The sequence below is a fragment of the Curtobacterium sp. MCPF17_018 genome, assembly GCF_003234135.1.
Classification (GTDB): Bacteria; Actinomycetota; Actinomycetes; order Actinomycetales; family Microbacteriaceae; genus Curtobacterium; species Curtobacterium flaccumfaciens.
The window spans coordinates 144,230-167,854 of the sequence record NZ_QKSJ01000008.1 but is presented as its reverse complement, the minus strand read 5'-3'; the positions used below and the strand labels follow the sequence as shown (position 1 = coordinate 167,854).

21 protein-coding genes are annotated in these 23,625 nt (G+C 69.5%); 6 read left to right on the top strand and 15 right to left on the bottom strand.

Features of this window, described 5'->3' with window-relative positions:
- Window positions 1-197 precede the first annotated feature (197 nt).
- Together DEJ27_RS11280 and DEJ27_RS11275 are read right to left on the bottom strand one after the other, a co-directional pair.
- Window positions 198-2,639: an ATP-dependent helicase gene (locus DEJ27_RS11280; RefSeq protein ID WP_111090924.1), complete on the bottom strand. Its 2,442-nt coding sequence runs from the start codon at window positions 2,637-2,639 to the stop codon at window positions 198-200.
- Between the two features lie 12 nt (window positions 2,640-2,651).
- A complete protein-coding gene (locus DEJ27_RS11275) occupies window positions 2,652-3,662 on the bottom strand; it encodes a glycerophosphodiester phosphodiesterase family protein (RefSeq protein WP_111090923.1) in 1,011 nt (336 codons plus the stop codon).
- Between the two features lie 105 nt (window positions 3,663-3,767).
- On the opposite strand from DEJ27_RS11275, the gene DEJ27_RS11270 reads away from it, so the two are divergent.
- Both DEJ27_RS11270 and DEJ27_RS11265 read left to right on the top strand, forming a co-directional pair.
- On the top strand, window positions 3,768-4,802 hold the full coding sequence (locus tag DEJ27_RS11270) for a DUF817 domain-containing protein (protein WP_111090922.1): 1,035 nt from the start codon (window positions 3,768-3,770) through the stop codon (window positions 4,800-4,802).
- A 36-nt stretch (window positions 4,803-4,838) separates the two neighbouring features.
- Window positions 4,839-5,702, top strand: coding sequence for a Bax inhibitor-1/YccA family protein (locus DEJ27_RS11265; protein ID WP_111090921.1), 864 nt, complete (start codon window positions 4,839-4,841; stop codon window positions 5,700-5,702).
- A 314-nt stretch (window positions 5,703-6,016) separates the two neighbouring features.
- On the opposite strand, the gene guaA is transcribed toward DEJ27_RS11265, so the two are convergent.
- From guaA to DEJ27_RS11240, 5 genes are read right to left on the bottom strand one after another with little or no spacing between them, the layout of a single operon-like run.
- Complete coding sequence (gene guaA / locus DEJ27_RS11260) at window positions 6,017-7,597, bottom strand: glutamine-hydrolyzing GMP synthase (RefSeq protein ID WP_111090920.1); 1,581 nt, start codon at window positions 7,595-7,597, stop codon at window positions 6,017-6,019.
- Window positions 7,594-8,040: a DUF3817 domain-containing protein gene (locus tag DEJ27_RS11255; RefSeq protein WP_027466691.1), complete on the bottom strand. Its 447-nt coding sequence runs from the start codon at window positions 8,038-8,040 to the stop codon at window positions 7,594-7,596. Before DEJ27_RS11255 ends, guaA begins: the two co-directional genes overlap by 4 nt.
- Before the next feature lie 10 nt (window positions 8,041-8,050).
- Window positions 8,051-8,827, bottom strand: coding sequence for an SURF1 family cytochrome oxidase biogenesis protein (locus DEJ27_RS11250; RefSeq protein WP_111090919.1), 777 nt, complete (start codon window positions 8,825-8,827; stop codon window positions 8,051-8,053).
- Between the two features lie 5 nt (window positions 8,828-8,832).
- Window positions 8,833-10,284, bottom strand: coding sequence for a cation:proton antiporter (locus tag DEJ27_RS11245; RefSeq protein WP_111090918.1), 1,452 nt, complete (start codon window positions 10,282-10,284; stop codon window positions 8,833-8,835).
- 3 nt (window positions 10,285-10,287) lie between these two features.
- A complete protein-coding gene (locus tag DEJ27_RS11240) occupies window positions 10,288-10,818 on the bottom strand; it encodes a cation:proton antiporter regulatory subunit (RefSeq protein ID WP_017885470.1) in 531 nt (176 codons plus the stop codon).
- A 75-nt stretch (window positions 10,819-10,893) separates the two neighbouring features.
- Here DEJ27_RS11240 and DEJ27_RS11235 point away from each other — a divergent pair, with 75 nt between their 5' ends.
- Complete coding sequence (locus DEJ27_RS11235; RefSeq protein WP_111090917.1) at window positions 10,894-11,397, top strand: hypothetical protein; 504 nt, start codon at window positions 10,894-10,896, stop codon at window positions 11,395-11,397.
- Between the two features lie 161 nt (window positions 11,398-11,558).
- Here the strand turns inward: DEJ27_RS11235 and DEJ27_RS11230 are convergent, their stop codons facing one another.
- The 7 genes from DEJ27_RS11230 to DEJ27_RS11200 form a co-directional block, all read right to left on the bottom strand.
- Window positions 11,559-13,445: a glycerol-3-phosphate dehydrogenase/oxidase gene (locus tag DEJ27_RS11230; protein ID WP_111090916.1), complete on the bottom strand. Its 1,887-nt coding sequence runs from the start codon at window positions 13,443-13,445 to the stop codon at window positions 11,559-11,561.
- Window positions 13,446-13,507: 62 nt separating this feature from the next.
- Window positions 13,508-14,626, bottom strand: a complete 1,119-nt coding sequence (locus DEJ27_RS11225; RefSeq protein WP_111090915.1) for a GuaB3 family IMP dehydrogenase-related protein — start codon at window positions 14,624-14,626, stop codon at window positions 13,508-13,510.
- A 61-nt stretch (window positions 14,627-14,687) separates the two neighbouring features.
- A complete protein-coding gene (locus tag DEJ27_RS11220) occupies window positions 14,688-14,879 on the bottom strand; it encodes a hypothetical protein (protein WP_027466695.1) in 192 nt (63 codons plus the stop codon).
- 324 nt (window positions 14,880-15,203) lie between these two features.
- The gene (locus tag DEJ27_RS11215; RefSeq protein ID WP_027466696.1) at window positions 15,204-16,010 is read right to left on the bottom strand and encodes an ABC transporter ATP-binding protein; all 807 of its coding nucleotides are present in this window, start codon (window positions 16,008-16,010) and stop codon (window positions 15,204-15,206) included.
- On the bottom strand, window positions 16,007-16,897 hold the full coding sequence (locus DEJ27_RS11210) for an ABC transporter ATP-binding protein (protein ID WP_027466697.1): 891 nt from the start codon (window positions 16,895-16,897) through the stop codon (window positions 16,007-16,009). The genes DEJ27_RS11215 and DEJ27_RS11210 overlap by 4 nt, the downstream gene beginning before the upstream one ends.
- Window positions 16,890-17,876 (bottom strand): branched-chain amino acid ABC transporter permease, encoded by a 987-nt coding sequence (locus DEJ27_RS11205; protein ID WP_027466698.1) that lies wholly within the window; start codon window positions 17,874-17,876, stop codon window positions 16,890-16,892. Before DEJ27_RS11205 ends, DEJ27_RS11210 begins: the two co-directional genes overlap by 8 nt.
- A 12-nt stretch (window positions 17,877-17,888) precedes the next feature.
- Window positions 17,889-19,199, bottom strand: a complete 1,311-nt coding sequence (locus DEJ27_RS11200) for a branched-chain amino acid ABC transporter permease (RefSeq protein ID WP_110859528.1) — start codon at window positions 19,197-19,199, stop codon at window positions 17,889-17,891.
- Window positions 19,200-19,525: 326 nt separating this feature from the next.
- On the opposite strand from DEJ27_RS11200, the gene guaB reads away from it, so the two are divergent.
- The 3 genes from guaB to DEJ27_RS11185 all read left to right on the top strand — a co-directional run bounded on the left by guaB (window position 19,526) and on the right by DEJ27_RS11185 (window position 22,701).
- Entirely contained in the window at window positions 19,526-21,028 is a 1,503-nt protein-coding gene (guaB, locus tag DEJ27_RS11195; RefSeq protein ID WP_110859527.1) for an IMP dehydrogenase, read from the top strand.
- A gap of 206 nt (window positions 21,029-21,234) precedes the next feature.
- Window positions 21,235-22,125 (top strand): hypothetical protein, encoded by an 891-nt coding sequence (locus DEJ27_RS11190; RefSeq protein ID WP_110859526.1) that lies wholly within the window; start codon window positions 21,235-21,237, stop codon window positions 22,123-22,125.
- A 174-nt stretch (window positions 22,126-22,299) separates the two neighbouring features.
- Window positions 22,300-22,701: a VOC family protein gene (locus DEJ27_RS11185; RefSeq protein ID WP_110859525.1), complete on the top strand. Its 402-nt coding sequence runs from the start codon at window positions 22,300-22,302 to the stop codon at window positions 22,699-22,701.
- A 92-nt stretch (window positions 22,702-22,793) separates the two neighbouring features.
- Here the strand turns inward: DEJ27_RS11185 and DEJ27_RS11180 are convergent, their stop codons facing one another.
- Window positions 22,794-23,594: an SDR family oxidoreductase gene (locus DEJ27_RS11180; RefSeq protein ID WP_110859524.1), complete on the bottom strand. Its 801-nt coding sequence runs from the start codon at window positions 23,592-23,594 to the stop codon at window positions 22,794-22,796.
- Between the last annotated feature and the right edge of the window lie 31 nt (window positions 23,595-23,625).

Here is a 23,625-nt window from a genome sequence, read left to right as displayed (position 1 = left end):
CCGGACGGGCCAGGCGTCCCCGCCCGGCGGGACCAGGGCGTGCGTCGTGAGGATGGCCGGGGTGTGCGGGCCTCAGCGGGTGCCACTGTCAGCATCCGCGACGGCCGGGGTGCTGCCGATCACGGGGAACGCCCGGGTCCGTTCCGTGAACTCCGGACCGGCCGCGCTTCCGGTTCGGTGTGGACCGGTGAGGGCTCCTACAGCTTCTCGATCGGGGCGATCTTGATGAGGAGCTTCTTGCGGCCCGCTGAGTCGAACGCGATCTCGGCGATGCGCTTGGCACCCTGACCCGTCACCGCGGACACCGTGCCCTCACCGAAGTCGACGTGCTTGATGCGGTCGCCGGCGACGAGTTCCATGTCGCCGTTGTCGCGCACCTGCCCGGACACCCGGTTCGCCCACTCGGTCTTCGGGCGGGTCTTCGAGGCCGCCGCTGCGCGGTCGTACGAGCCGCCGCCCCAGCCGCCACCACCGCGGTAGCCACCGCCACCGCCGCCGAAGCCGCCGTCGCGCTTGGCGTTCAGGGCGCGGGGCTGCGTGCCACCACGGCTGTTCGCCATGCCCGGGGACTGCTTCCACTCGATGAGCCCCTCGGGGATCTCCTGCAGGAAGCGCGAGGGCATCGCCACGTTCACGTCGCCGAACTGGGCGCGGGTCATCGCGAGGGACAGGAACAGGACCTTCTTGGCGCGGGTGATGCCCACGTAGAACAGCCGGCGCTCTTCCGACGGCCCGCCGGGTTCGTTGGCGGACATCCGGTGCGGGAGCAGGTCTTCCTCGACGCCGGTCAGGAACACCGCGTCGTACTCCAAGCCCTTCGCGGTGTGCAGCGTCATCAGCGACACCGTTCCCGAAGAGTCGTCGAGCTCGTCCGCCGCGGCGACCAGCGAGACCTCGGTCAGGAAGTCCGACAGCGTGCCCTCGGGGTTGTTCTTCTGGAACTCACGCGTCACGGCCACGAGCTCGTCGATGTTGTCGGCACGGGCTGCGTCCTGCGCGTCGGGCGACTTCCGCAGGTTGTCGAGCAGCCCGGAGCCGTCGAGCAGCTGCGTCAGGGTGTCGACCACCGGCTGCGTCGGGGCCTTCTCGGACACGGAGTCGAGCAGCGCCGCGAACTCGGTGATGGCGTTCCGCACCTTCGGCCCGAACCCGAGCTCGCCCGCGTGCCGCAGGGCGTCGCGCATCGTGGTCTCGTGCTCGTCGGCGTAGCGCTGCAGCGTGGTCTCGGTGACCGAGCCGATGCCGCGCTTGGGCACGTTGAGGATGCGGCGCAGGGCCATCGGGTCGGCCGGGTTGGCGACGGTGATCAGGTACGCCATGGCGTCCTTGATCTCGGCGCGCTCGTAGAACTTCGTGCCGCCGAGCACCCGGTACGGGATCGCCGCACGGATGAAGATCTCCTCGAGCGCACGGGTCTGCGAGTTGGTCCGGTAGAACACCGCCATGTCGCGGTAGTCCATGCCGTCTTCACGCAGGCGCTGGATCTCGTCGGCGACGAACTGCGCCTCGTCGTGGCCGGTGTACCCGGTGAAGCCGACGATCTTCTCGCCGGCACCGACGTCGGTGAACAGGCTCTTCGCCTGGCGGTCGAAGTTGTTCGCGATGACGGCGTTCGCCGCGTCGAGGATGTTCTGCGTCGAGCGGTAGTTCTGCTCGAGCAGGATCGTCTTGGAGTTCGGGAAGTCCCGCTCGAACTCGACGATGTTGCGGATGTCCGCCCCGCGGAACGCGTAGATCGACTGGTCGGAGTCGCCGACCACCGTCAGGGACGCGGGGGCGATCGACCCGTCGGTCTCCCGCATCCGGGCGACGTGCTGGCCGGAGTCCTCGAGCTTGTCGACCTGTTCGACCGGCACCGGGCGGGTGAGCTCACGGATCAGGGCGTACTGGGCGTGGTTCGTGTCCTGGTACTCGTCGACCAGGATGTACCGGAAGCGGCGCTGGTACAGGGCAGCGACGTCCGGGAAGGCCCGGAACAGGAACACCGTCTGGCCGATGAGGTCGTCGAAGTCGAACGCGTTCGCCCGGCGGAGTTCGTTCGTGTAGCGCCGGAACACCTCGGTGAACATGACCTCTTGCGGGTCGTTCACGTTGATGTTGCGCGCGTAGGTGTCGATGTCCTGCAGCTCGTTCTTGAGCTTCGAGATCTTCGACGCCGCGGCGCCGACGGTCAGCCCGAGGGAGTCGGCCTCGAGCTCCTTGATGATCCGCTTCAGCAGCGCCTTGGAGTCGGCGGAGTCGTAGATCGTGAACGACTGCGGGAACCCGAACCGCTCGGCTTCGCGCCGCAGGATGCGCACGCACGCTGAGTGGAACGTGGAGATCCACATCCCCTCGGCCTCGCCACCGACCAGGGCCCGGACGCGCTCGCGCATCTCGGCCGCGGCCTTGTTCGTGAACGTGATCGCCAGGATCTGCGACGGCCAGGCTTCGCGGTTGGCGAGCAGCAGCGCGATGCGGCGGGTCAGCACGCTCGTCTTGCCGGAACCGGCACCGGCCACGATCAGCAGGGACTCGCCGCGGTACTCGACGGCTTCCTTCTGCTGAGGGTTCAGACCCGCGGTGAACGGGTCTTCGTACGCGCGGGCACCGGCGCCCGGTTCGGGCGTCGATTCGAAGGGGTCGAGCACGATCGTCATGTCCGGGACAGTCTAGGCGGGACCCCCGACAGCGGACCGGGCGAGCACCGCCAGGTCAGGGTGGTCGGCGAACACCCCGTCGAGTCCGGTGCGGATCACGGACGTGAACCACCGCTCCCAGTCGCCGAACGCCGCGACGTCGCCACCACGACGCAACGGCGACGGCAGGAACCGGTTCTCCGGCCGGAGGGTCCACGTGTACACCGCGAGCCCCGCGGCGTGGGCGCGGTCGACGATCGCGCTGCGCACCGGCGTCGGGTCGTCGAGCGCGACGCTGTCGACGCCGGCCATCAGGGTGCCGAGGTCGACGCTGATGCCGTGGAACTCGGTCGCGAACGACGCGAGCGCGTCCTCGGAGCGCTCGGCGGCGTAGGTGGGGGCGAGCGATCCGTGGGACGCGAGGTCGTCCGCGGCACTGCCACGGGCCTCCTGGAGGTACACGAGTCGACCACCGGTCCCCCGCTCGCGCAGGTCGCGCAGCACGCCCTTCTCGAAGCTCTCCACCGTGAGCCGCTCGTCCCGCCGCCACCCGGCCTCGCCGAGCGCGGCGTCGACGAGTTCACCCATCGGGAACCCGGCGCGGTCGAAGTACGCGGCGTGCTTGACCTCGGCGACGAGCCCGACCGGGCGGGGTGCGGCATCGAGGACGGCGAGCAGGTCGACGAGCCGCAGGATCGGCTGCACACCGTCGTGCTCGGCGGATCCCGGGCGGAGCACCGGCAGGCGCTCGCGGGTGCGGAGCGTCTGCAGCTCGGCCCACGTGAAGTCCTCGGTGAACCAGCCGGTCAGGGTCTGGCCGTCGACGGTCTTCGTCGTGCGCAGGTGCCGGAACTCGGGGTGGTCGGCGACGTCCGTGGTGCCCGAGACCTCGTTCTCGTGCCGGAGCACCAGCACGCCGTCCTTCGTGGGCACCAGGTCCGGTTCGATCGCGTCGGCGCCGAGTTCGATCGCGAGGTCGTACGCGCTCCGCGAGTGCTCGGGACGGTAGCCGGACGCACCGCGGTGGGCGATCACGAGGGTCATGGCGCGACCCTACTTGCCGCGGGTGACCAGCGGGCGCCTGTGTCTGGGGACACACCCGTCGCTCCGAGCGCCGCTGTTCCCAGCGACGACGCGGAGCATCACCGCATGACCGTCCGTTCGCTCTCCACCGCCGTCGAGGCCCGGATCGACCGGGCCGCACGCCGTCTGCTCGACGCCGGGCACCAACCGCACCGGCCCGTCCGTGTGTTCGTCACCGAGTTCCTGGTGTTCGGCGCGAAGCAGGCCTGGGCGTGCGCGTTCGGGGCGCTGCTGCTCACGACCATGGCCGTGGTGCACCTGACCGTGCCGGCGGCGATGCGGAACGACGTGCTGACGATCGCGGCCGTGCTGCTGCAGGTCGGCATGCTCGTGTTCGGGCTCGAGACCGTCCGCGAACTCCGCGTCGTGCTGCTGTTCCACGTCGTCGGCACCGCGATGGAGGTGTTCAAGACCCACATGGGCTCGTGGACCTACGAGCCCGGTGGGCTGTTCGTCGTCGCCGGGGTGCCGCTGTTCTCGGGCTTCATGTACGGCGCCGTCGGGTCGTACATGGTCAGGGTGTACCGGCTGTTCGACCTGCGGTTCGACCGGTACCCGCGGCAGTGGCTGCTGGCAGTCGTGGCGTGCGGGATCTACCTGAACTTCTTCGGCCACCACTTCGTCGCCGACGCCCGGTACCTGCTGCTCGCGCTCGTGCTGCTGCTCTTCGCCGGCACGACCATGCACGTCCGGATCCACCGGGCGACACTGCGGATGCCCGTGCTCGTCGCGATGGGCCTCGTCGCGGTGTTCATCTGGGCAGCCGAGAACGTCGCGACCTGGGCCGGGGCGTGGAGCTACCCGGCACAGCTCGCGGTGTGGCAGCCGGTGGCGCCGACGAAGATCGTGGCGTGGTTCCTGCTCATGACGATCTCGGTCGCGCTCGTCACCTGGCTCTACCCGGCGCTGCCGTCCGGACGGGCCGGCTCGACGGGCTCGACGGGCTCGACGGGCTCGACGGGCTCGACGGGCTCGACGGCGGACTCTCGACGTCCTCGGGGCGCGCGTGCAGCGGGCGACCCTAGGCTTCCCTCGTCGGGGCCCGCTGGGCCGCGTCCGCTCGCCGCGAATCCTCAGCCTTCCGCGACCGAGCGCCCCTAGGCTGAGAGGACTCGAATCTCCTAGGAAGAGGACACCATGGCCTTCAAGCCCGGTTTCGACCAGTCCCCCGCCTTCAACGCACAGGGGGCAAACACCTGGGGCGGGCGCGGTGCTGGTCAGCAGCAGGCCGGCTGGGGACAGACCCCGCAGCAGGCCCAGGGCGGCATGACCCCCGAGCAGCTGCAGTACATGTACGACCGCCCGACTGCGTCCCCGGTGGACACCGACCGCATGTCGTACGAAGACACCATCGTCAAGACGCTGCTCGCGTTCGGCGTGCTCGTCGTCGGCGCGGTGGCCGGTTGGAACCTGCCCCCGGTCGTCTGGATCGTCGGCGCACTCGTCGGGTTCGTCCTGGCGCTCGTCAACACCTTCAAGAAGAAGCCGTCGCCGGGTCTGATCCTGACGTACGCGTTCTTCGAGGGGCTGTTCGTCGGCGGTATCTCCGGGTTCTACAACACCGCGTTCGAGGGCATCGTGCCCCAGGCCGTGTTCGGCACGCTGGGTGTGTTCTTCGTCACCCTGCTCCTGTTCCGCTCGGGCAAGGTCCGCGCGACCCCGAAGGCCACGCGCTTCTTCCTGATCGCGATGGTCGGGTACATGGCGTTCTCCCTCGTGAACCTGGTCCTGATGTGGACCGGCGTGACGCAGAGCGCGTTCGGCCTGATGGGCGTGACGCTCTTCGGCATCCCGCTCGGCGTGCTCATCGGCGTGTTCGTCGTGCTGATGGCCGCGTACTCGCTGATCCTCGACTTCGACCAGATCAAGACCGGTGTCGAGCGCGGCGCGCCCCGCATCTACGCCTGGACCGCAGCGTTCGGCCTCATCGTGACGCTCGTCTGGCTGTACCTCGAGATCCTGCGCATCCTCGCCATCATCGCGAGCAGCTCGCGCAACTAGTACCACCGCACACGCGAAGGGCCCCGGCGCTGCCGGGGCCCTTCGTCGTTCCCGGGCCGGCGGTGCTGGCGGGAGCGGCGGCGGGGTGGCCCCATTGGTCACAACACCCCGCCAACGCCCGCCGACTGGTCACGAAGTGTCGCCTGGGCCGAGGCCAGCCGACACTTCCTGACCGCTCGGCATCGGGCCCGCGGGGTGTTGTGACCGCTCGACGGCCCCAGCAGCGCCCACGCCCACGACCCGGCAGCGCCCCCGGACGCACGAAGGCCCGGCACGCGTGACGCGTGCCGGGCCTTCCGTTGCTCTGGGGAGCCCTACTCCCACTCGATCGTCCCCGGCGGCTTCGACGTGACGTCGAGCACGACCCGGTTGACGTCGGGCACCTCGTTCGTGATGCGGTTCGAGATCTTCGCGAGGGTGTCGTACGGCAGACGCGTCCAGTCGGCGGTCATGGCGTCCTCGGACGAGACCGGACGGAGCACGATCGGGTGCCCGTAGGTCCGGCCGTCGCCCTGCACGCCCACGGAGCGGACGTCGGCGAGCAGCACGACCGGGCACTGCCAGATCTCCTGGTCGAGGCCGGCCGCGGTGAGCTCTTCGCGTGCGATCTTGTCGGCCGCGCGGAGCAGTTCGAGGCGCTCCTTCGTGACCTCGCCGACGATGCGGATGCCCAGGCCCGGACCGGGGAACGGCTGGCGACCGACGATGACCTCGGGCAGCCCGAGCTCCCGGCCGACCGCACGGACCTCGTCCTTGAACAGGGTGCGCAGCGGCTCGACGAGCTCGAACGTCATGTCCTCGGGCAGGCCGCCGACGTTGTGGTGCGACTTGATGTTCGCGGTGCCCGCTCCGCCGCCGGACTCGACGACGTCGGGGTAGAGCGTGCCCTGCACGAGGAACTTGACCTCGCCGGCCTCGTCGTCACCGCGAGCCTCGAGCACGAGTGCCTCGGCCGCGCCCTCGAACGTGCGGATGAACTCGCGCCCGATGATCTTGCGCTTCTGCTCGGGGTCACTCACGCCGGCGAGGGCGTCGAGGAACTGCTGCTCGGCGTCGATCGTGATGAGCCGGACACCGGTGGAGGCGACGTAGTCCTCTTCCACCTGCTTGCGCTCGTCGGCACGCAGGAGCCCGTGGTCGACGAAGACGCAGGTGAGCTGGTCGCCGACGGCCTTGTGCACCAGGGCTGCGGCGACGGCGGAGTCGACACCACCGGAGAGCCCGGCGATGACCCGTGCGGAGCCGACTTGCTCGCGGATGCGGGCGACCTGCTCCTCGATGACGTTGCTGGAGTTCCAGTCGCCGGGCAGGCCCGCGGCACGGTGCAGGAAGTTCTCGAGCACGGCCTGGCCGTACACGGAGTGCTTGACCTCGGGGTGCCACTGCACGCCGTAGAGCTTGCGCTCGTCGGACGCGAACGCCGCGACGGGCGTCGATGCGCTCGAGGCGAGCACCTCGAAGCCTGCCGGGGCCTTGGCCACGGAGTCGCCGTGCGACATCCACGTCACCTGGTCCGCCGGCTGGTCGCCGAGCAGGGTGCTGGTGCCGGGGGCGAGCGTCACGTCGGTGGCGCCGTACTCGCGCAGACCGGTGTTCGCGACCTCGCCACCGAGGGCGGTCGCCATGGCCTGGAAGCCGTAGCAGATGCCGAGCACGGGGACGCCGAGGTCGAGGATGTCACCGTCGAGGGACGGCGCGCCTTCTTCGTACACGGACGACGGACCACCGGACAGCACGATGGCCGCCGGGTCCTTGGCGCGGATCTCGTCCGCGGTGATGGAGTGCGGCACGATCTCGCTGTAGACGTTCGCTTCACGGACCCGACGCGCGATGAGCTGCGCGTACTGGGCCCCGAAGTCGACGACGAGGACGGGACGCTGTTCGGTCTCGCTCACCGAGCGGCCTCCTTCTCACGCTGCTGGGCAGCGATCAGCTCGTGGTAGGTGTCCATGGCCTGCTGCTGCATGCGGTGTTCGACCACGAAGGACATGAACGGGATGATGCCCCCGAGGGCGATGAGCAGGAAGCGCGACGGCCTCCAGCGCATGATGCTCCACAGACGGAAGTCCGTGAACAGGTAGAGCACGTACAGCCAGCCGTGGGCGATGAGGATCGCGATCGACAGGTTGAACGTGCCCGGGGTCTCGCCCGCCGTGCCGTTGGGCACGAAGAACGGACCGTTGCCGAGCTGCATCTCGAGCTGCAGCGGCGTGTACTTGATGATGACCTCGACCACCAGGGCGAGCAGCAGCACACCGGTGATGTACGCCGAGACGCGGTACCACTTCACCGCCCCCGGGATCTTGGGGATGTCACGGGTTCGGACGGTCAGGGCCATGCCGGCAATCCTACCGTCGGAGCGCGTCGGCTTCGGTGGCGAGCGCTGCCTCGCGCTCCTCTTCCTGCTCGCGCTCCCAGGCGTCCTTCACGAACCGGTACCAGAGGAACACGGCGAAGCCGGCGAACACGACCCACTCGATCGCGTAGAACAGGTTGAGCCAGTCGAACTGGACCTCGCGCGACGGTGCACGGTCGGCGATGGTGCCGAGGTTGGCGGCCTTCGCGGTGGTGCCGTCGGCGACGACGTACCCGAGGTACATGCGGTCGTCGAAGGCTTGCCAGGTGTTCACGAACCGGGCGGGCGCGACGGCGGAGTACTCGCCCTTCTTGTAGGCGTCCTGGTCGGGCGACTCGGCCGGGTAGTAGCGACCCTGGATCGTGAGCGTCTGCCCGTCCGCCAGGCGCTCGCCCCCGGCGACGGCGGCCGACCGCTGGTCGGACCACCCGATGACGACCGGGAGGCTCGCCCCACCGTCCGAGTCCACCAGGTGCCCGACGGTCTGGTACTTCCCACCCCCGGTGCGGCCGGTCAGGACGGTGGTGTCGTCGGCGACGAAGGTCCCGGTGACGGTGACCCTCTGCCCGGCGAGGCTCTCGCTGACGGGGCGCTCGGGAGTGGTGACCGCCTCGAGCGTGCGGCGGGTCTCGGTGGTCGCCGGCAGGGGTTTGCCGTTGGCGATCGACCGTTCCAGCTGCCACTTGCCCAGCCCGGCGAACACCGCCGCCAGCACGAGCGCCAGCAACAGCAGCGCGATCCACCTCGGTCGTCGGGCAACGGCCCACATCTGTATCAGTACTCCGGATCGCGCTGTCGGACCGGGCGCTCGGGGCGCTCGGCGGGGATCTCGACCGGCGACGTCACGGGGGCGGACGTCGGCTCGGACCCCTCATTGTCTCGCTCGTCCCTGCCAGCAGCCTCGACGAGCGCGAACTCCTCGGCGAACTGGCGGTCCCGCTCGGCCTTCCGTGCCGCGGCGCTGGCGTCCGCCTCGGCCTCGGCCGCTTCGGCGCTCTCGGCGGCGGCTGCCGCGGCGACGGCACGTCGGCCGCCCAGGCGTCCGCGCAGGCGGATGAGCCGACCCGGGCGCACCACGAGGCGGCCGATCCGGTCGGAGTTCACCGCGAGCAGCGGCCCGAGGACGGCCATGCAGAGGACGTAGAGGCCCGCGAAGGCGGTGATCCGCGCCTCCAGCCCGGCGGCAGCCGACAGCGTCGCGAGGATCAGCGCGAACTCGCCACGGTTCACCAGGATGACGGCGGTGTTGATGCCCTGCTGGACGTTGAAGCCGTTCATCCGCGCGACGATCTGGCCGGCGACCGCGTTGAGCACGACCGTCATGCCGATGGCGCCGAGGACGGGCCAGAGCACCTCGCCGAAGGTCGACAGGTCGAGGCCGAGCCCGAAGTTGACGAAGAAGAACGCGGCGAAGACGTCGCGCATCGGCAGGGCGAGCTGTTCGATGCGGTCGCGGTACCGGGTCGCTCCGCAGAGCAGGCCGATGACGAAGGCACCGATGGCGTCGGTCACGCCGAGCAGGTCGCCGATGCCGCCGAACATGACCGCGAGTCCGAAGAACAGCACCGTGAACAGCTCGTCGTCACGAGTGGCGAAGATCTTCGAGACCCACTTGCCCGCGAAGCGCGCGAGCGTGAACATCACGATGAGGAACCCGAACGCGAGTGCCAGCTTGCCGACGACGGCCCAGACGTTGGTGTCGCCGGACAGCACCACGGAGACGATCGCCAGGTAGACGGCGATGAAGACGTCCTCGATCACGGTGACGCCGAGGATCATCGGCGTCTCGTCGTTCGCCAGGCGCCGGAGCTCGATGAGGAGCTTCGTCACGATGGCGCTCGAGGACGTCGCCGTCATGCCCGCGATGATCAGGGCTTCACGGGTGCCCCAGCCGAGCGAGAACCCGAAGGCGAACCCGACGCCCATGTTGATGACGACGTAGGTGCCGCCCGACACCAGGAGCTTGCCGGCGTTGCCGTAGAACTCCTCTTGGTCGAACTCGAGCCCGAGGTTGAACAGCAGCAGGATGAGCCCGAACGTCGCGATGAGCTCGATCGTGTGGGACTCGACGCTCAGCCCGAACCACGGCGTGTTCGGACTCGCGACGAGTCCGACCACCATGTAGATCGGGATGGCCGGCAGACCGATGGTCTTGCCGAGCCGGCCCAGGACGTAGGCGATGACGAAGAGCACACCGATGGTGAGCAGCTCACCACCCAGGTGCATGCGCTAGCTCTTCCGCGGGGCCTCGGCCGAGGCGGCCGCAAGCTCTCCGCTGCGGTAGAAGGAGAACGCCTTGGCGACCTTCTCGGGGGAACCGGCGACGACGATCGTGTCTCCGGGGAAGACGACGAAGTCCGACGAGGGTGCCGGGTTGGCGCTGTCACCACGCACCACGGCGACGACGGTCAGGCCGATGAAGCCCGAGTCGTGCAGGTCGCCGAGCGGCTTGCCCGCGATGGCGTCGTCGTAGTCGACGGAGAACCAGTCGATGGAGAGCCCGGGGATCTCGTCGAGCTTGTCGAGGCCCTCGGTGATCCGGGTGCCGCCGAGCAGCTCGGCGAGCGTGTGCGCTTCGTCCTCGCTGAGACGCAGCGAGACCTTCTCGGACTTGTCCGCGCCGTCGGAGACGTCGGCGAACGAGATGAGGTCGGAGTGCCCCGACCGGTGCGTGATGACACCGCACTTGCCACCGTCGTCGGTGTAGAAGCTGTGCAGCACGCCGACTCCGGGGAGTTTGACGCGATGGACGTCGACCATGATGGCTCCCTCTTCGAGTACCCCCATGCTAACCACCCGGTGGTCCCGCGCATTCCGCGCACTACTGTTCTGTGGATGGGGAGAACACGGATCGTCGTCGCCGTCGTCGGGGTGCTGGTCGTCGCGCTGTACGCAGCGCTGCTGGCGGTGGACACACTGGTGCTGGACCCGCTCGCCGCGGTCCCCGGTGCGACCCTGGCCGAGATCCACGCCGAGCTCACGCAGCAGGGCTTCCCGGTCGGGGCGGACGTCGCGACCGTCGTCGGGATCGCCGTCGTCGGCGTGCTGTTCGCCGCGGGGCTGTCGGTGCTGCTGCTCATCACCCGGGCAGCGGCGCACGTCATCGCGGCGGTGCTGCTCGCCGTCGTGGTGATGGGGACGCCGATGTCGTTCGTGGCGGCGATCGCCCTCGGCATGGACGTCGCGGACGCCTACGGGGTCGGCGGTGGTGCCCACACGATCTGGTCGGGCGTGCTGTACGTGACGAGCCTCGTCGCGCTGATCGCGATCCCGGTGGTGCTCGTGGTCGGCCAGTCGGTGCACGTGCGCCGCGCCGCCGTGCGGGCGCGCGCCGTCTGACGGACGCACCACGGGCCTCCAGTCCGGTCTTCCGTCCTTCCGGTCTGGAGGCGCGGGTGGACTCCGCAAGACGCCGTCGTCTTGTCGAGACGCCTCGTCGGCACCGAGACGCCGCCAGTTCCGGCGGCGTCTCGGTGACACGACGGCGTCTGCTGGCCTCGCTACTCCGGCTCGCTCGTCTTCTCGCCGACGACCTGCTCGTCGGACGCCTTCGCGCCCTCGGCACCGTCCGAGCGGCCGCCGCCCACGACCACGTCGTCCTCGTCGAAGCCGAACGCGATGTCCGGGGCCTCGAGCCGCACACGGTCCGCGTTCTCGTCGTCGGGCTGCAGCTGCGACTCCCGTTCGGCGGCGACGCGCTTCAGGTAGTTCGCGACCTCGTGCTCGGTCGTCTCCTGGTCCCACCCGAGCACGTCCGCCATGAGCTTCGCGGCGACGGGCGCTGCGGAATCGCCGCGGTCCCAGGCCTCGATGGAGATGCGGGTGCGACGGGCGAGGACGTCCTCCAGGTGCAGGGCGCCCTCGTGCGAGGCGGCGTAGACGACCTCGGCGCCGATGTAGTCGTCGGCCCCCGGCAGCGGTTCGGCGAGCGCGGGGTCCTGCTCGACGAGCTGCAGCACCTCGGTCGCGAGGGTGCCGTACCGGTTGAGCAGGTGCTCGATGCGGACCTTGTGCACGTTGAAGCTCCGTGCGGTGCGGGCGCGTCGGTTCCACGCGGCGGGGTAGCCCTCGGCACCGAGGAGCGGGATGTCCTCGGTCGTCGACTCCGGGATCCTGCCGTCCATGGCCGCGACGGCCTCGTCGATGGCGTCCTTGCCCATCACCCGGTAGGTGGTCCACTTGCCGCCGGCGACCACGACGAGGCCCGGGACGGTGTGGGCGACGACGTGCTCCCGGCTGAGCTGCGAGGTCTGGTCGGACTCCCCCGCCAGCAGCGGCCGGAGTCCGGCGTAGACGCCCTCGACGTCCTCGCGGGTCAGCGGGACGGCGAGCACCTTGTTGACGTGCTCGAGGATGTAGTCGATGTCCGCCGCGGTCGCTGCCGGATGCGCCTTGTCGAGGTACCAGTCGGTGTCGGTCGTGCCGACGAGCCAGTGCCGGCCCCACGGGATGACGAACAGCACGCTCTTCTCGGTGCGCAGGATCATGCCCGTGTTCGACTGGAACCGGTCTCGGGGGATCACGAGGTGGACGCCCTTCGACGCCCGCACCTTGAACTGGCCGCGGGTGCCGATCATCGCCTGGGTGTCGTCGGTCCAGACACCGGTGGCGTTGACGACCTGCTTCGCGCGGATCTCGAACCGTTCGCCGGTCTGGATGTCGTGGGCCTGCGCGCCGACCACGCGCTCTCCGACCTTGATGAACCCCTCGATGCGGACGCGACTCGCTGCCTCGGCACCGTACGAGGCCGCGGTGCGCACGAGCGACGCGACGTAGCGCGCGTCGTCGACCTGGGCGTCGTAGTACGTCATGCCGCCGACGAAGGCGTCCTTCTTGAGCCCGGGCATGTTCCTGAGCACCTGCTTCCGGCTGAGGTGCCGGTGGTGCGGGACGCCGGGCGGACGGCCGCCGGACCAGCTGAACACGTCGTACATCGCCATGCCGATGCCGATGTAGAACCGCTCCCACACCCGGTGGTTGAGCGGGTAGAGGAAGCGCACGGGCTTCACCAGGTGCGGGGCGATGCGCTGGAGCAGCAGGCCGCGTTCGATGAGGGCCTCGCGGACGAGTGCGAAGTTGAGCTGCTCGAGGTAGCGGATGCCACCGTGCACGAGCTTGGACGAGCGGCTCGACGTCCCCGAGCCCCAGTCGCGGGCCTCGACGATGCCGACGCTCAGGCCGCGGGTCACGGCGTCGAGCGCACTGCCCGCACCGACGATGCCGCCGCCGACGACCAGGACGTCGAGCTCCTTGGTCTTCAGCGTCTCGATCGCGGCCGCACGTTCGTCCGGTCCGAGCTTCGCCGCGGGGTCGAACCCCACGCCGGGCGCGACGTCACGTGGACGTCCGGCCGTGCTGGTCTGCTTCGTCGTGCTGGACTTGGCCATCGTCGCCTCCGGGTCACGGTCGGCGCCGTGGCGTCACCCGGGGTCGTGCCCGAGTGCCACCGTCACTGGTGGTACGGCGCCACGACCACTTCTACTCGCTGGAACTCCTTGGCGTCGGAGTATCCGGTCGTCGCCATCGAACGGCGCAGTGCACCGACGAGGTTCGCGCGGCCGTCGTGGGTCGGCGTCGGGCCGTTCAGGACGTTCTCGAGCGGGGCGATCGTGCCCACCTCGACCCGGCGGCCGCGGGGCAGCTCGGGGTGGTGCGCCTCGGCACCCCAGTGGTAGCCACCACCCGGGGCCTCGGTCGCACGGGCAAGTGCGGTGCCGAGCATGACCGCGTCGGCGCCCACTGCGATGGCCTTGACGATGTCGCCCGCGGTGTCGAGCCCGCCGTCGGCGATGACGTGCACGTAGCGGCCGCCCGACTCGTCGAGGTAGTCGCGACGGGCACCGGCGACGTCCGCGACGGCGGTGGCCATCGGGGCGTGGATGCCGAGCGCGGCACGGGTGGTCGACGCTGCGCCGCCACCGAAGCCGACGAGCACGCCCGCGGCACCGGTGCGCATGAGGTGCAGCGCCGACGTGTACGTCGAGGCACCGCCCACGATCACCGGGACGTCGAGCTCGTAGATGAACTTCTTGAGGTTGAGGGGTTCCTCGGTCTGGGAGACGTGCTCGGCCGAGACCGTGGTGCCGCGGATGACGAACAGGTCGACACCGGCGTCGACGACCGTCTTCGAGAACTCCTGGGTGCGCTGCGGGCTGAGCGAACCGGCGACCGGCACACCGGCTGCGCGGATCTCGGCCAGGCGTGCGGTGATCAGCTCGGCCTTGATCGGCTCCGAGTAGATCTGCTGCATGCGCTTCGTGACGTTGCCGTCGGTGAGCGACTTGATCTCGTCGTAGTACGGGGTCGGGTCCTCGTAGCGGGTCCACAGGCCCTCGAGGTCGAGCACACCGAGGATGCCGAGCTTGCCCATCTGGATGACCGTCGCCGGCGAGGACACGGAGTCCATCGGCGCCGACAGGATCGGCGACGCGAACGTGAACGCGTCGATCGACCACTGCACACTGACGTCGCGCGGGTCACGCGTCCGCCTGGAGGGGACCACCGCGATGTCGTCGAACGCGTACGCCCGACGTCCGCGCTTGCCTGCACCGATCTCGACTTCGCTCACTCGGACAGCCTACCGGGCGGGCTCTGCGGCGTGCACGGGCCGGACGGTGCGGTCGGAGTCGTCAGCGCGGACGCCGCGGCGCCCGTCGGCGCTTCCGGAGCGCCCGCAGCACGAAGCCGAGCAGGAGCGCGAGCACCACGAGCACGACGAGCAGCACGGCCGCGACCTTGACGAGCAACGCCGCGCCGACGAAGAGCGCGATGAACACGAGCCAGACGAGGGCGTCGAGCACGAGGGGTCCGGAGGTGCGCACCCGCGGAACGATACCGACCCGCGCGGGGCGAGCCGCGCCTCCGGGCCGGGGTGCGACGGAGGACGCCGTCGTCAACGGAAGACGCCGTCGTCAGCGCAGGACACCGCCCTACCAACGAGACGCCGCCGAATTCCGAGGCGTTTCGACGGGACCGCGGCGTCAACAGAACACGACGGCGTCATGCGACCACAGTCGTGCGACCGGACGCGAGCCGCGCCTCCGGGCCGGGTACAGGAGCGGGGCCGTGCGGCGCGAAGCGACCACGCACGGCCCCACCCGTCACGGATACCACCCCCACAGCGGTACCCGTAGCCGACGACAGCGCTAGCGCTGTGCGTCGACGTCCTTGGCGAGCGTGCCCAGGTAGAGCTCGATGACCTTGGGGTCGTCAGCGAGTTCCTTCCCGGTGCCCGAGTACGCGTTCTTCCCCTGGTCGAGCACGTACCCACGATCGCAGATCTGCAGACAGCGTCGCGCGTTCTGCTCCACCATGATGATCGACACACCGGCCTTGTTGATCCGGCGGGTCCGCAGGAACGTCTCGTCCTGGCGCACGGGGGACAGTCCGGCGCTCGGCTCGTCGAGCAGCAGCACCTTCGGGTCCATCATCAGCGCACGGGCCATCGCGACGGACTGCCGCTCACCACCCGAGAGCGATCCGGCCCGCTGGTTCCGCCGCTGCGCGAGGACCGGGAACAGGTCGTAGATGACCTCGAGCCGCTCGGCGAACTTCCGGGGCCGCAGGTACAGCCCCATCTGCAGGTTCTCCTCGATCGACAGCGAGGGGAACACGTTGTTCGTCTGCGGCACGAAGCCGACACCGGCCTGCACGAGCTTGTTCGCCTTGAGGTTCGTGATGTCGTCACCCTGCAGGGTGACGGATCCCTCGCGGATGGACACGAGCCCGAACAGCGCCTTGAGGAGCGTCGACTTGCCCGCACCGTTCGGCCCGATGATGCCGATGAGCTCGCCCGGGTAGCAGTCCAGGTCGCAGCCGTTCAGGATGTTCACCCCCGGCAGGTACCCGGCGACGAGGTTCTTCGCGCTGAGCACCGGCTCGCGTTCCAGCGTGGCCGCCGGGGACGGACTGGAGGCACTGCTCGCGTTCGTGGGGTCCGTTGCGTCCGTCATCGGGTCGTCTCCTCTGCTGCGTCCTCTTCGGCGACTTCCTCCGCCAGTTCCTCGAAGGTCTCCTCGGTGAGGAGCGAGTCGTCACCCAGGTCGGTGTCGTGGTGCGCACCGAGGTAGGCGTCGATCACGGCCTGGTCGTCCATCACCGTGTCCGCCGGGCCCTCGGCGACGACCTTGCCCTCGGCCATCACGACCACCCAGTCCGAGATGTGCCGGACCATGTGCATGTCGTGCTCGACGAACAGCACGGTCATGCCGTCGTCGCGCAGGGACTGGATGTGCCCGAGGAGCGACTGGGTGAGCGCGGGGTTCACGCCGGCCATCGGCTCGTCGAGCATGATCATCGTCGGGTCGGACATCAGCGCCCGGGCCATCTCGAGCAGCTTGCGCTGCCCGCCGGACAGCGAACCGGCGTAGTCGTCCGCCTTCGTGTCGAGCTTGAACCGGGCGAGGAGGTCCTCGGCCTTGGCCGTGATCTCGCGCTCCCGCTTCGCCCACACCGGCTTGACCAGGGCGGCGAAGAAGTTCTCGCCGGGCTGGTCGCGGGCACCGAGGAGCATGTTCTGCATCACGGTGAGCCGGGACAGCGCCTTGGTCAGCTGGAAGGTGCGGACCATGCCCTTGTTCGCGATGTGCGTCGCGCTCGTCTTCTGCAGCGTGGCGCCGTTGAACTGCGTCTTCGCACCCGGGCTCGGCTTGTCGAACCCGGTGAGCAGGTTGAAGAACGTCGTCTTGCCGGCGCCGTTCGGGCCGATGAGGGCCGTGATGGAACCACGCTGGACCTCGAGGTGGTCGACGTCCACGGCGGTCATGCCCCCGAAGCGGCGGGTGACGTCGTCGACGGTGAGGATCGGGTCGGCCTTGGGGTGGCCGTAGGTCTCAGACACTGAACGTCAGCTCCTTCTTGTTGCCGAGCAACCCCTGTGGACGGAACACGATGAGCAGCATGAGCGCGACGCCGACGAGCACGTACGAGAACTGCTCCGCCTGCTGCGCGTTCATGATCGAGTCGGGGATGAAGTCGCCGGCCAGCGTGCGGATGAAGAGCCGGACGACGAAGAAGAGCACGGCTCCGAGCACCGGTCCGAACACCGTCGCCGCACCACCGAGGATGAGCGCCGTCCAGATGAAGAACGTCATCGAGCGGCCCATGGCGTCTGGTTGCACCGAACTCGGCAGCACGTAGATGATGCCCGCGATCGCACCGAGCGCCCCACCGAACACGAGCGCCTGCATCTTGTACGAGTAGACGTTCTTGCCGAGCGAGCGGACCGCGTCCTCGTCCTCGCGGATGGCCTTCACCACGCGGCCCCACGGGCTGCGCATCAGCAGGAAGAGCACCAGGGTGAACAGGGCGACCATGGCCCACGCGGCGATGCGGATCCACCAACCGTTGACGCCGTTGTTCGCGTACGTGAACCACAGGATCGTGGTGGTGCCGTCGGGCAGCGGGCTGAGGGCGGTGAACGGGTCGCGGTAGCTCGACCCGGTGATGCCGTTCGAGCCGCCCGTGGTCGAGGTGAGCAGGCTCGAGCGGCCCACCATGCGGATGATCTCGGCGCCGGAGATCGTGACGATCGCCAGGTAGTCGCCGCGCAACCGAAGGGTCGGGATGCCGAGGATGATCGCGAACACGATCGCGACGAGCAGGGCGATGAGGACCGCCATCACGAACGGCAGTCCGTTCGTGATCGAGATCGCGAAGCCGTAGGCACCGAGCAGCAGGAACGCCGCCTGGCCCATGTTCACGAGGCCGGTGAGCCCGAAGTGCACGTTCAGGCCGATCGCGGCCAGGGCGAACGCCGCCGTCGTCGGGGCGAGTGCCTCCTGGGTGAGCGAGGACAGCAGGTTGAGGATGTAGTCCATGCGCGTGCTCCCTTAGCCGATCCGCTCGGCGCGGCCGAAGATGCCCTGCGGCCGGAACAGCAGGATGAGGATGAGGATGACGAGGGCGGTGGCGTACTTGAAGTCACCGGGGAGCACCAGGTTCGTGAGCTCCACGACGACGCCGATGATCATCGAGCCGACCAGGGCGCCGTACGCGGTGCCGAGGCCACCGAGCGTGACCGAGGCGAACATGAGCAGGAGCAGCTGGAGCCCGGTCTGCCAGTTCACGCCGTTCAGGACGAGTCCGAGCATCACGCCGGAGAGCCCCGCGAGGCCGGCGGCGAGCGTCCACACGAAGCGGATCACCCGGTCGACGTCGATGCCGGAGGCCGCGGCGAGCGCCGGGTTGTCCGACACGGCGCGGGTCGCCCGGCCGAAGCGCGTCTTCGCCAGGAAGAGCCCGGTCGCGACGAGGACCACGAGCGCGATCCCCATGGCGACGTAGGACTGCACCGTCAGGGTGACGCCGGCGAACCGCACGGTCTCCGGGTTGCCCTGCTGGATGCGGACCGTCGAGGCACCGAAGAAGTACTGGAACGCGTACTGGGCGGCGATCGACAGACCGATCGTCACGATCATGAGCTGCGTCAGGCTGATGCGCCGTCGCCGGAGTGGCCGCCAGATCGCGGCGTCCTGCAGGTACCCGGTCGCGGCGCACAACAGCGTGACGACGATGCCGGTGACCCAGATGTTCCAGCCGAGCTGGTTGGCGAACACGTACGCCAGCAGGCCGCCGAGGGTGACCTGCTCACCGTGCGAGAAGCTCGACAGCCCCGTCGTGCCGTAGATGAGCGAGAGCCCGATGGACGCCAGGGCGATGAGCAGCCCGAGCCGGAGCCCGGAGGCGAACTGCTGCCAGGCCCGCTGGATGCTCACGCCCGACGAGTCCGCCGAGGTCGTGGCGCCCTTCTGGTCGGACAGCTGGAAGATCTGCCCGACGTTGGCGTTCAGGGTGGCCTGCACCTTGCGCTCGGCGTCGGCGGCGTTCGTCAGGTACTGCCCCTTCGGCAGGGTGCCCTGGTCGACGCTCACCGTGTACTCGCCGGCCGTGTCGACGCTGACCGACCAGCGGCCGTCGGCGTTCGTCGTGGCCGTCTCGTCGAAGCCGCTCGGGCCGGTCACGTCGACGTCGACGCCCTCGGCCGGTTCACGCTCGGAGTCGGTGATCGTGCCCTGGATGCACCCGTTGTCGGGGCTGACGGTGCACGCCTGGCTGGTGGCCGGTGCCGAGGTGGCACTGAAGGCCGGCAGGGTGACCGCCCAGTCGATCAGGAAGGTCGCCAGGAACGCGGCGACGAGCACGGCCGCCAGGACCGGTCGTCGTCGTGCGTGGCGGAGGCGGAACAGGCGCGGCTGCGCCCGTCCCGGAGGAGTGATGGATCCCACGGAAGAGCCTCTCGTTCGGATGACGAGGAACCTATGGGGATTTTGTGACACCCGTGTTTCCAACACGTTCCCTGTGTGATTCGTACCCGAACTGTGACGTTGTGGAGGAACGCTCCGAGGCGGGCGCGATCCGTGCCTCCAGGCGGAATGCGGCGACAGCCGCTCGCGTTACCATGTCCTATCCGGAACCCGTCGTCGTGTTCCCGGTGTCTCGACACTTCACTCGCCCACGAAGGGGACCCATGGACCAGCCGGATCCGTTCGGATTCATCGGACTCACGTACGACGACGTCATGCTGCTGCCCGGGCACACCGACGTCATCCCGAGCGAGGCGTCCACGGCGTCCCGGCTCACCAAGCGGATCTCCGTCAACGTCCCGCTGCTCTCCGCCGCGATGGACACCGTCACCGAAGCCCGCATGGCCATCGCCATGGCGCGCCAGGGCGGCATCGGGATCCTGCACCGCAACCTGTCCATCGAGGACCAGGCGGCCTACGTCGACAAGGTCAAGCGCTCCGAGTCGGGCATGATCACCAACCCGGTGACCACGACCCCGGACGCCACCGTGGCCGAGGTCGACGCGCTCTGCGGCCAGTTCCGCGTCTCCGGCCTCCCGGTCGTCGAACAGGACGGCACCCTCGTCGGCATCATCACGAACCGCGACATGCGCTTCGTGGCCTCGTTCGAGCAGGCCACCACGTACGTGCGCGACGTCATGACGAAGGCCCCGCTGATCACCGCGATGGAGGGCATCGACCCCGAAGAGGCGATCGCCATCTTCGCGCAGCACAAGATCGAGAAGCTGCCGCTGGTCGACGCCGAGGGCAAGCTCCGCGGCCTCATCACCGTCAAGGACTTCGACAAGAGCGAGCAGTACCCGGACGCCACGAAGGACGACGAGGGCCGGCTCCGCGTCGGTGCCGCGATCGGCTTCTTCGGCGACGCCTGGCAGCGTGCCGAGGCCCTGCGTGACGCCGGCGTCGACGTGCTCGTCGTCGACACCGCCAACGGCGAGAGCGAAGGCGTGCTCGACATGGTCCGTCGCCTGAAGGCCGACCCGACGTTCGACGCGATCGACGTCATCGGCGGCAACGTCGCTACCCGCGCGGGCGCCCAGGCGCTCATCGACGCCGGTGTGGACGCCGTCAAGGTCGGTGTCGGCCCGGGCTCCATCTGCACCACGCGCGTCGTCGCCGGAGTGGGTGTGCCGCAGGTGACCGCCGTGTACGAGGCCTCCCTCGCCGCACGCGAAGCCGGTGTGCCGATCATCGCCGACGGTGGCCTGCAGTACTCGGGCGACATCGCCAAGGCCCTGGTGGCCGGTGCCGACACCGTCATGCTCGGCTCGCTGCTGGCCGGCACCGACGAGTCCCCCGGTGACCTGGTGTTCGTGAACGGCAAGCAGTTCAAGGCCTACCGCGGCATGGGGTCCCTCGGTGCCCTGCAGACCCGTGGCAAGAAGACCTCGTACTCGAAGGACCGCTACTTCCAGGCGGACGTGCCGAACGACGACAAGCTCATCCCCGAGGGCATCGAGGGCCAGGTGCCCTACCGCGGTTCGGTCGGCAACGTCGTCTACCAGCTCACCGGAGGGCTGCGGCAGTCGATGTTCTACGTCGGCGGTCGCACGATCCCCGAGCTGAAGGCCCGTGGCAAGTTCGTCCGCATCACGGCGGCGGGGCTCAAGGAGTCCCACCCGCACGACGTCCAGATGGTCGTCGAGGCGCCGAACTACCGCAGCTGAGTTCTGGTCCGGGCCGATTCTGGTCCGCAAGACGCCGTCGTGTCGTTGAGACGCCGCCGAATTCGGCGGCGTCTCAACGCTTTCCAGGCGTGGTTCGGAGACGACGGCGTCTTGCGACTCCTCCACAGCCGGAAACGGCCTGGAGGCTCTCCACCGGTCCGACGTGCGAGTCGCCTCGCGCCGTGGCCGCGTTCCAAGCTTCGGGCATGAACGCGCTCGCCCAGACCGTCCTGGTCCGTGTCCCGTCGGCCCTGCACGAACCGGTGCGCCTGTTCCACGGCGCCGCCGTCGAGCGCCCGGAGTGGGAGGCGCTCTCACTCCTGGAACGCCGGCGCCTGTTCGTCCGCGCACGGTACGGGTCCCTGGAGTCCGAGTGCGTCGTCTCGGGGACCTCGGCCGCGGCGCTCTGGGGGTTGCCCGACTTCGACGCTGCCGACTGGAGGTTGCACGTGATCGACGTCCGGCTCGACAAGACGCACACCGGTCGGGGCGTCGTCCGTCACACCGGGCGGATCCGGAACGGCGAGCGCGTCGTGGTCGACGGGATCCCGACGACGTCCCTCGAGCGGACGGTCCTCGACATCGCACGTCGGCAGTCGTTCACCCACGCCGTCGTCGTCCTCCACCACGTGCTCCGGTTCGACATGCTCCGTCGCGAAGGACTCACCGGCGCATTCGACGCCCTCGGACGCGTGCGTGGATGCCGACAGGCCGCTGCGGCGATCGCCTTCGCGCTGGCCGAATCCCCGGGGGAGTCGATCAGCCGCGTCACCGCCCATCTCCTCGGGATTCCTGCCCCGGAGTTGCAGCACGAGTTCGAGACGCCGCGCGGCAGGTTCAGAACGGACTTCTGGTGGCCCGACGCCGGCGTGATCGGGGAGTTCGACGGTCGCCTGAAGTACGACGTCCCCCGAGCCCTCTGGGACGAGAAGACCCGTGAGGACACCCTCCGTCGACTGCCGGAGGTGCACGGGTTCGCGCGGTGGACGATGCGGGAGGCCGCGGATGCACGAGCACCGGCTGCGGTGCTGTCGGCTGCTGGGCTCCCTCTGTTCCGTGCAGCGCCGATCAGCGCACGTCGCCAGCCGGACTCGTGAGCAGCGGCCGGCGGAGAGCGCAAGACGCCGTCATGTGGGTTGGACGCCGCCGAGTCCCCGAAACGCCGCCGAATTCAGCGGTGTTTCGCGAGCACCGCGGCGTCGAAGTAACACGACGGCGTCTTGACCCCGCGCCCCCCGCAGTGCTGCGTTCCGCGGCGGTAGTGTCACCGCATGGTCAGCGCCGTCTCACACACCACGATCGACTCCCGCGACGCCTACGCCCAGTCCGAGTGGTGGAAGCAGGTGCTCGGGTACGTCGACCTGCCCGACGACCCGAACGCCCCCGGGCACGAGGAGTGCGAGATCATGGCGCCCGACCGGTCGCACACGGTGCTCTTCATCCAGGTGCCCGAGGCGAAGACCGTGAAGAACCGGATCCACTTCGACCTGCGCCCCACCGACCGCACCCGCGACGAGGAGGTCGAGCGGCTCCGCGGCATCGGTGCCGTGGAGCTCGCCGACCTGCGCCACCCGGACGGCGGATGGGTGGTCTTCGCCGACCCGGAGGGCAACGAGTTCTGCGTCCTGCGGTCCCAGGCCGAACTCGACGACGAAGCCGACCAGCCGAGCTGACCGGCCCGCCGGCCGGCCTCCTGGCCGGACCGCCGGCCGGCCTCCTGACCGGACCGCCGGCCGGCCTGCTGACCGGACCGCCGGCCGAGCTCCTACGCCGAACGCCAGTCGTTCGACGTGATGTGCGAGCCGCCGTGCGGGCCCATCTGCAGCATCCCGCCGTCCACCGGCAGGGACACCCCCGTGATGTAGGACGACGCGCGTGAAGCCAGGAACGCCACGGCTGCCGCGATCTCCCACGCGTTGCCTGGACGGCCGAGCGGCACACCGGGGCGGTCGATGGTGTGCGGGTCCTCGTCCTCGGCGCCGGTCATCCGGGTGGCGATCTCACCGGGGGCGACGGCGTTCACGGTGATGCCGTGCTCGGCGAGCTCGATCGCCATGGTCTTCAGCAGGCCGCCGAGCCCGTGCTTCGCGGCGTCGTAGGCGCTCGAGCCGTAGCGGGGCTGGTGCTCGTGCACGCTCGTGATGCCGATGATCCGGCCGCCGGTGCCCGCCTGCGCCATGTGCTTCGCCGCGGCCTGCATCGTGACGAAGGCCCCGTCGAGGTCGGTCGAGACGGTGTGGCGCCACTGGTCGAGGGTCATCTCGAGGAACGGCGCGTTGTCGCCGGTGCCGGCGTCGGCCACGAAGACGTCGACGCCGCCCAGCTGAGAGACCAGGCGGTCGATGACGGCCGCCGCGCCGGCGAGGTCCGAGACGTCGATCTGCTCGACGAAGGCCTGGCGGCCGGTCTTCCGGACCTCTTCCGCGGTCTCCTCGGCCCGGTCGGGCTCGGACAGGTAGGTGATGCCGACGTCCATGCCGGCTTCGGCGAGCGCGACGGCGGTCGCACGGCCGATCCCGGATTCGGAGCCGGTGACGATGGCTTTGGTGGGCTGGAAGTCGCTCATGGGGCGGAACGTACGCCGGGCCTCCCGGACG